At 72.5% G+C, this 6,725-nt stretch carries 8 protein-coding genes; 3 read left to right on the forward strand and 5 right to left on the reverse strand.

Annotated elements, in window-relative coordinates; all coding sequences use genetic code 11:
- Positions 1–14: 14 nt before the first annotated feature.
- Positions 15–1,616 (reverse strand): FAD-dependent oxidoreductase, encoded by a 1,602-nt coding sequence (locus BWR60_RS18115; protein WP_088152426.1) that lies wholly within the window; start codon positions 1,614–1,616, stop codon positions 15–17.
- A 126-nt stretch (positions 1,617–1,742) separates the two neighbouring features.
- On the opposite strand from BWR60_RS18115, the gene BWR60_RS18120 reads away from it, so the two are divergent.
- From BWR60_RS18120 to BWR60_RS18130, 3 genes are read left to right on the forward strand one after another with little or no spacing between them, the layout of a single operon-like run.
- On the forward strand, positions 1,743–2,363 hold the full coding sequence (locus BWR60_RS18120) for a TetR/AcrR family transcriptional regulator (RefSeq protein ID WP_218823569.1): 621 nt from the start codon (positions 1,743–1,745) through the stop codon (positions 2,361–2,363).
- Entirely contained in the window at positions 2,357–2,995 is a 639-nt protein-coding gene (locus BWR60_RS18125; protein WP_088152428.1) for a glutathione S-transferase family protein, read from the forward strand. The genes BWR60_RS18120 and BWR60_RS18125 overlap by 7 nt, the downstream gene beginning before the upstream one ends.
- A gap of 17 nt (positions 2,996–3,012) precedes the next feature.
- On the forward strand, positions 3,013–3,525 hold the full coding sequence (locus BWR60_RS18130) for a DUF1697 domain-containing protein (protein ID WP_088152429.1): 513 nt from the start codon (positions 3,013–3,015) through the stop codon (positions 3,523–3,525).
- Between the two features lie 7 nt (positions 3,526–3,532).
- On the opposite strand, the gene BWR60_RS18135 is transcribed toward BWR60_RS18130, so the two are convergent.
- From BWR60_RS18135 to BWR60_RS18150, 4 genes are all read right to left on the reverse strand, one after another.
- On the reverse strand, positions 3,533–3,937 hold the full coding sequence (locus tag BWR60_RS18135) for a YybH family protein (RefSeq protein WP_088152430.1): 405 nt from the start codon (positions 3,935–3,937) through the stop codon (positions 3,533–3,535).
- 78 nt (positions 3,938–4,015) lie between these two features.
- A complete protein-coding gene (locus BWR60_RS18140) occupies positions 4,016–4,507 on the reverse strand; it encodes a hypothetical protein (protein WP_088152431.1) in 492 nt (163 codons plus the stop codon).
- 76 nt (positions 4,508–4,583) lie between these two features.
- Entirely contained in the window at positions 4,584–5,198 is a 615-nt protein-coding gene (locus BWR60_RS18145) for a sarcosine oxidase subunit gamma family protein (protein WP_088152432.1), read from the reverse strand.
- The coding region (locus BWR60_RS18150) for a glycine cleavage T C-terminal barrel domain-containing protein (RefSeq protein WP_275542390.1) at positions 5,191–6,725 on the reverse strand (1,535 nt) is incomplete at its 5' end. The genes BWR60_RS18150 and BWR60_RS18145, both read right to left, overlap by 8 nt.

Genomic DNA, 6,725 nt, shown 5'->3' on the forward strand with positions numbered 1-6,725 from the left:
ATCCGCCCTCCGCCTCAGCCCTGCTTCTCGTCGCCGATGTCCCACCACGGCACCCATTGGCTCTCGATGCCGAACCAGGAATCCCATTCCTGCCGCACCACCGCGGCCTCGTCCTGCGGCCACAGCACCTTCAGCGGCAGCGGCCGCACCGGCGGGCGGTAGCTGGCCAGCGGCACCTGGCCGACATCGACGCGGGAGGACAGGGCCAGCAGCATCGCCACCTGCTCGCGGCAGCGGCGGCCCTGGCACAGCCCCATGCCGGCGCGGGTCAGGCGCTTGACCTGGTCCTGATTGACCGGGCCGTCCTCCAGGAGGGTGGTCAGCGACCGGGTGGCCATCTTGTTCGACACGCGCTCGAGATAGCGCGGCGGGCTGATGTCCAGCAGCTCGCCGCGGCTGACCTCCTCGCACTGGCACACCAGCACGTCGAGCCCGCCGGTGTTGAGCAGCGCCTTCAGCCAGGTCATGCGGTGGTCGCCGCCGCCCTTGACCGGCTGCGCCAGCCCGGCGCGGGCGGCGGCGACGTCGCCCTCGGCCGCCTGGCCCAGCGACGCGGCCGCGGCGATGGCGGCCACCCGGCCCTCCTGCCGCGCCACCGCGGGGTCGACCGACTTGGCGGCATGGATGCCGGCGCAGTCGCCGGCGGCATAGGCGAAGGGCAGGGCGGTGCGGCCGTCGGCCTCGATCACCGGCACATGGCCGCCGCGGTCGAGGTCGTGCACCAGCCTGGCGTCCAGCGCCGCCAGCAGCTCGATGTTCGGCACCGTGCCGATGCCCAGCGCGACGGTGTCGCAGGCGATGTCGCGCTCGCTGCCCGGCACCGGCGACAGGCCGGCATCGACCTTCACCAGCGTCGCGGTGGTCACCCCCTCGACATTGCCGCTGGCTGCCTTGATCACATGGCCGGTCAGCACCGGCACGCCATGCGCCTTCACCGCCTCGACCAGCGCGGCCGGGCCGACCGGCTGGTCCGCCACCTCGACCAGCCCGGCCACCTCCAGCCCGCGGCCCAGTGCGGTCAGGGCCAGGTCCAGCGCCTCGGCGCCGGTGCCCAGGACCAGCAGGCGGCGGCCGGCGAAGGCGTCATAGCCGGCGATCAGCCGGTGCGCCGCGGTCACGCCCATCACCCCCGGCAGGTCCCAGCCCGGGAAGGACATGCCCAGGTCGCGACGGCCGGCGGCCACCACGACGCGGTCGAAGCCGACCAGCCAGGACCGGTCGGTGTCGGCCAGGCCGGCGACGGGGCCGGGCATCCACTGCACGCCGGGGGCGTTGGCGAACAGGCCCCAGACCGTGGTCTGCAGCAGCACCTCGACGCCCTTGTCGAACAGCTCCACCAGCTCCGGCTGGGCTTCGAGGAACGTCTCCAGCAGCCGGCCGGGCGTGTTCACCGCGGCGGTGGCGCGGCCGCCGAAATGCAGTGGCACATCCATGCCGATCAGGGCGCCGTCGACCGGGTTCTCGTCGACCAGCAGCACCTCCAGCCCGCGCTCCGCCGCCTCGGCCGCCGCGGCGATGCCGGCGGGGCCGGCGCCGATGACGAGAAGCTGGACATGACGCTCGACCTCCGGGGTCTTCCCGGCGACGGATTTCGGGTCGATCGGCGGATGGGGCATGGCTGGCTTCTTCTCCGACGCGGCGTCCGGTCCCCTCTTGCCTTGCCTGCGATGGGCAGACAGGGTGGGGTCGGCATCTGGCTGGTGACGCAAGGCTACCGCCGGCACCGATCGAGGACGGACGCATTGGCGACAGCGAAGAACAGCAAAGCGACGGCGGAGGCGGGAAACGGCCGCCGGACGCTGAGCCGCGAGGACTGGATCCGCGCCGCGCTGAAGGTGCTGGAGAAGGGCGGCGTCGCCAGCGTCAAGGTCGATCGGCTGGCGACGACGCTGAAGGTGACGCGCGGCAGCTTCTACTTCCACTTCAAGGGCCGGAAGGACCTGCTGGCGGCCCTCCTGGACGAATGGCGCCGCCGCAACTGCGCGCCCTTTGAAGCCCTCGAGGGTCGTACCGACCTCGAAGGCGCGGCGTTCTTCCGGACTTTTCGCAACGTCTGGGTCGACGAGGACCCGTTCAGCCCGGCGCTGGACATGGCGGTGCGCGACTGGGGCCGCGCCGCGAAGGAGGTGGCGCGCGCGGTGCAGGGCGCCGACCAGTACCGCATGGGCCTGCTGCGCCGCGCCTTCGGGCAGATGGGCTACGGGCCGGACGAGATCGAGATCCGCAGCCGCATCGCCTATTTCCACCAGATCGGCTACTACGCCCTGGCCTTCCGCGAGCCGCGGCCGGAGCGGCTGCGCTATCTGCCGATCTACGACGATGTCCTGACCGGACGGCCGAACGGGGACGACACGCCATGCTGACGATCTGGGGCCGGCGCAACGCCTTCAATGTGCAGAAGGTGATGTGGCTGGTGGGCGAGCTGGGCCTGCCGCATGAGCATGTCCCGGCCGGCGGCGATTTCGGCGGTCTGGACGACCCGGATTTCCGCGCCAGGAACCCGCATGGAAGGGTGCCGGTGATCGATGAGGACGGCACGGTGGTGTGGGAATCGCACGCGATCCTGCGCTATCTCGCCGCCCGCGACGGCCGGCTATGGCCGGCCGATCCGGCCGAGCGGTCCCTGGCCGACCGCTGGATGGACTGGTCGCTGGCGACGCTGCAGCGCGACTTCATGGACCTGTTCTGGGGCCATTGGCGGACGCCGGAGGCCGAGCGCAACCCGGAACTGATCGCCCGCAAGCAGGCCGCCTGCGCCGCCCATGTCCGGCTGCTGGACGCGCATCTGGCCGACCGGCCCTATCTGGCGGGCGATGCCTTCGGCCTGGGCGACATCCCGGCCGGCACCGTGCTGTACCGCTATTTCGGCATGGGGCTGGTGGTGCCGTCGGTGCCGCATGTCCGCGCCTGGTACGCCCGGCTGATGGAGCGGCCGGCCTATCGCGAGCATGTGATGATGCCGTTCGACGACATGTATGGCCGGCTGGCCTATTGATCCGTCAGGAGGCTGCCATGACCAGCTTCGTGATCCTGCTGCGGGCGGTGAATGTCGGCGGCACCGGCAAGCTGCCGATGAGCGACCTGAAGGCCCTGTGCGAGACGGCGGGCCTGGCCGAGATCCGCACCTATATCGCCAGCGGCAACGTCGTCTGCCGCAGCGACCGGACGGAGGCCGAGGTCAAGGCGGCGGTGGAAGGGGCGCTCGCGGCCTATGCCGGCAAGCCGGTCGGCGTGCTGGTGCGCACGGCGGCGGAGATGGCGCGGGTGCTGGCCGCGAACCCGTTCCCGGACGCGGCGCCGAACCGCACCGTGGCGATCTTCCTCGACGCCCCGCCGCCGGCCGATGCGCTGGACAAGGCCACCGGCGTGCAGGGCGAGGAGATGCGGCTCGGCCGGCGCGAGATCTATGTCCATTACGGCGACGGCATGGGGCAGTCCAAGCTGGCGATCCCGGCGGCGAAGGCCGGCACCGCCCGCAACATGAACACCGTCGCCAAGCTGGCCGAGATGGCGGGCGATGGCTGAGGCCGGCCTATCCCGTGGCGGCCGGGGCCGCCGGCTGCACCGTCAGCAGGTTGGCGTCTCGGGTCAGCAGCCAGCGCCCGTCCGGCTGCTTCCTCAGGATGGTCAGGGTCCATCCCGTGCGCCGCACCTTCTGGCCGACCGGCGGAATCATGGTGATGTCGAGATGGCTGCGCAGCCAGGCCCAGTCGCCCAGCACCTGCAGCTCGCGGATCTCGCCGCCGCCCTCGATGCGGAACTCCGACTGTCCGGCGGACGCCGCGGCGAATGCCTCCTTGCCGAAGGGCTCGTGGCCGGGGACCATGAAGACGACGTCGTCCGACATCAGCCTCAGGACGGTCGCCGTGTCGCCGGCCCTGCTGGCCTCCATCCAGGTCTCGACCAGGTCGCGGATCGCACGCTCGTCATCCGTCATCGCAGGCCTCTCCGGTTGCGGGACGGAAGCAATCTAGCCGGAACCGGTGGCGCGGCCAGCCCCTGGACCCGCCGGGCCTCAGATCCTTCGGGCCCGGAACTCGGCCAGCAGGCGCCAGTCGCGTTCGCCGTCCACCGACCGTTCGGCCCGCCAGGTGAAGCTGTCCGGCGTGATCTCGCGGAAGCTCCAGCGGATGGCGCCGCCGCTGTCGTCCCGGCCGAGCTGGACGATGTCGCGGCCCTCGGCGCGGCCGAGCTGGCGGGTGTAGAGCTGCTTCAGCGGGTCGTGCCACAGGATGTGCCAGGCATCGAGGCCGGGGTCGTAGATCCGGAGCGTGGTGCCGAAGAAGGCGCCGGGCAGGATCCAGACATCCTGGATGGCGCGGCCGCCCAGCGCCCAGCCGAAATGGATCTCGCCGCGGCCGGGCGTGGCGGTGCCGTCCTCGGCGAACAGGCGGGTATCCATCTCCCAGTCGCCGACCAGCCAGCCATACAGGCCCATCTTCTCGACCAGGTCCGGCGCCGGGCCGTCGGCGAACAGGGCGGCCTGCAAGGAGGGATAGCGGGGCATGGACAGCTCTCCGGAGGGTTCGGGGAGCCCTGGATTAGGCCGTGCCGGGAGGCGCCGCTTGGAGAAAATTGCGCTCCTACTTCAGCCGCACCAGTCGGGGCGATTCCTGCGGCGGGGGCGGGCGGTGCAGCACGGCCGGGTCGATCCGGGCGCCGTACTCCAGCGCGCCGTCGGCCAGGGCGCCGAGGGTGAATTCGGCATAGGAGACCGGCAGCAGCAGGTCGAAGGCGTCGGCGCCGGCGCGCTGCAGATGCACCCGCACATGCTCCAGCTTGGCGGTGGCGAAGTCGCCATCGGCCAGCATGTCCGGATGCAGGTCGATCGCCGCCAGCTTGGCCAGCAGGTCGCGCGACCGCGTGCCGTCCAGCCGCAACCCGACATAGCCGCCGGTACTGGGAACCGCCGCGACCTCGGCTGGCAGGCCGGGCAGGGCGGCGCCGGCCTCGGCGATCAGCAGCCGGCGCCAGGGGGCGGTTGGCCACAGCCGCAGCCCGTCCCGCGCCAGCGTCGCCCCGGCCCCGGCGATGGCGGCGCCGAAGGTCGCGCGCTCCCACTGCGCCAGGGCGGCGGTGGAATCCTCGCTCCAGGCGGCGAGCTGCAGGATCGCGGCCGGGCGCCAGGGGCGGAAGGTCAGGCCGTCGGCGTCCAGGGTCGACAGCGCCGCGATGTGATTCACCAGGGGCTCAGCCACGGACGCGCTCTCCCTTCGGGTCGTACATGCAGGGGTCGACCACCCGCACCTTGATGTGGCTGCCGCGCAGCGGGTCGGTGGCGAAGATGGTGCCGCCGGTCCGCTCCCGGGCGCGGGCCAGCAGGCCCAGCGCGATCGGCAGCCCGGTCACCGGGCTGGTGCCGCTGGAGGTGACATGGCCCTGGGTCGGCTCGTTCGGCCGGTACATGCCGCCCTCGACCAGATGGGCGCCGGAAATCAGCGGCGCGCCATCCTCCGACACCAGCCCGACCAGCCGCGGCCGGTCCGGGTCGGCCATGCCCTGGCGCAGGGACATCGGCTTGCCGACATAGGCGCCCTCGCGCTTGGCGAAGCGCTCATGCGCCAGGTCGGCAAGCGTGGTCTGGCCGTTGATCTCAGCGCCGGTCAAGAAGCCCTTCTCGATCCGCAGCAGCTCCAGCGCCTCCAGCCCGAAGCGCCGCAGCCCGACCGGCTCGCCGGCCGCGATCAGGCGCTGCCACAGCTCCGGCGCGTGCTGGGAGTCGACATGCAGCTCATAGCCCAGCTCGCCGGTGAAGCTGACGCGCAGGATGCGCAGCGGCAGGCCGCCCAGCGTGACGTCGCGGACCGCCATGAAGGGCAGGGCGTCGTTCGACACGTCCGCGGCGTCGCCGACCAGCCGGGCCAGCACCGCGCGGGCCTTGGGGCCGGTCAGGGCCAGGGCCGCGCGGGCCTCGGTCAGCTCGGTCACCGCCACGCGCAGATCCGGCCAGTCGACCTCGGTCAGCCGCTCCATCATCCGCACCACGTCATGCGCCTTGGCGCTGGTGGTGGTGACGTAGAAGCGGTCCTCGGCCAGCCGGGTCACGGTGCCGTCATCCATCACGATGCCGTCGTCCCGCAGCATGATGCCGTAGCGCGAGCGGCCGACCGGCAGCGTCTCGATCCGGTTGACGTAGAGCCGCTCAAGGAACGAAGCGGCGTCGGGGCCGGAGACGTCGACCTTGCCCAGGGTCGAGACGTCGAACACGCCAACCTGCGACCGGACGTATCGGGCCTCGCGCAGCGAGGCCTGGCCCAGCGTCTCCCCCGGCCGCGGGTAATACAGCGGCCGCAGCCAGCCGCCGGAGCGGACGAAGACGGCGCCGTCGGCCCGGTGGAATTCGTCGAATGGCGTCCGCCGGCTGGGCACGGCGTGCCAGCCGACCGACCGGCCGGCGATGGCGCCGAAGGCGACCGGGGTGAAGGGCGGCCGGAAGGTCGGCGCCGCCAGGTCGCCCGGCCGCAGCCCGCGGGCATCGGTCAGCACGCCCAGCGCCGGGCCGTTCGAGGTCTTGCCCTGGTCCGTCGCCATGCCCTGGGTCGTGTAGCGCTTCATATGCTCGGGCGAGGTGTAGCCCTCGCGCGCGGCCAGGCGGACATCGGCGGCGGTGACGTCGTTCTGGAAGTCGACGAAGGCCTTGCCGGCGACCCGCGGGTCGGTGACCACGGGGGCGGAGGCCGGCGCCGGGTCGGGGCGCCGCGCCGCCGCGCCGCCGCGCCCGGCGC

It is taken from the genome of Inquilinus limosus (assembly GCF_002195995.1).
Taxonomy (GTDB): Bacteria; Pseudomonadota; Alphaproteobacteria; order DSM-16000; family Inquilinaceae; genus Inquilinus; species Inquilinus limosus_C.

Excerpts from the sequence above, each read along its gene's own strand:
- BWR60_RS18125 (WP_088152428.1), top strand. The coding sequence starts at position 2,357 with ATGCTGACGATCTGGGGCCGGCGCAACGCCTTCAATGTGCAGAAGGTG.
- BWR60_RS18135 (WP_088152430.1), bottom strand. The coding sequence starts at position 3,937 with ATGACGGATGACGAGCGTGCGATCCGCGACCTGGTCGAGACCTGGATG.
- BWR60_RS18115 (WP_088152426.1), bottom strand. The coding sequence starts at position 1,616 with ATGCCCCATCCGCCGATCGACCCGAAATCCGTCGCCGGGAAGACCCCG.
- BWR60_RS18130 (WP_088152429.1), top strand. The coding sequence starts at position 3,013 with ATGACCAGCTTCGTGATCCTGCTGCGGGCGGTGAATGTCGGCGGCACC.
- BWR60_RS18140 (WP_088152431.1), bottom strand. The coding sequence starts at position 4,507 with ATGCCCCGCTATCCCTCCTTGCAGGCCGCCCTGTTCGCCGACGGCCCG.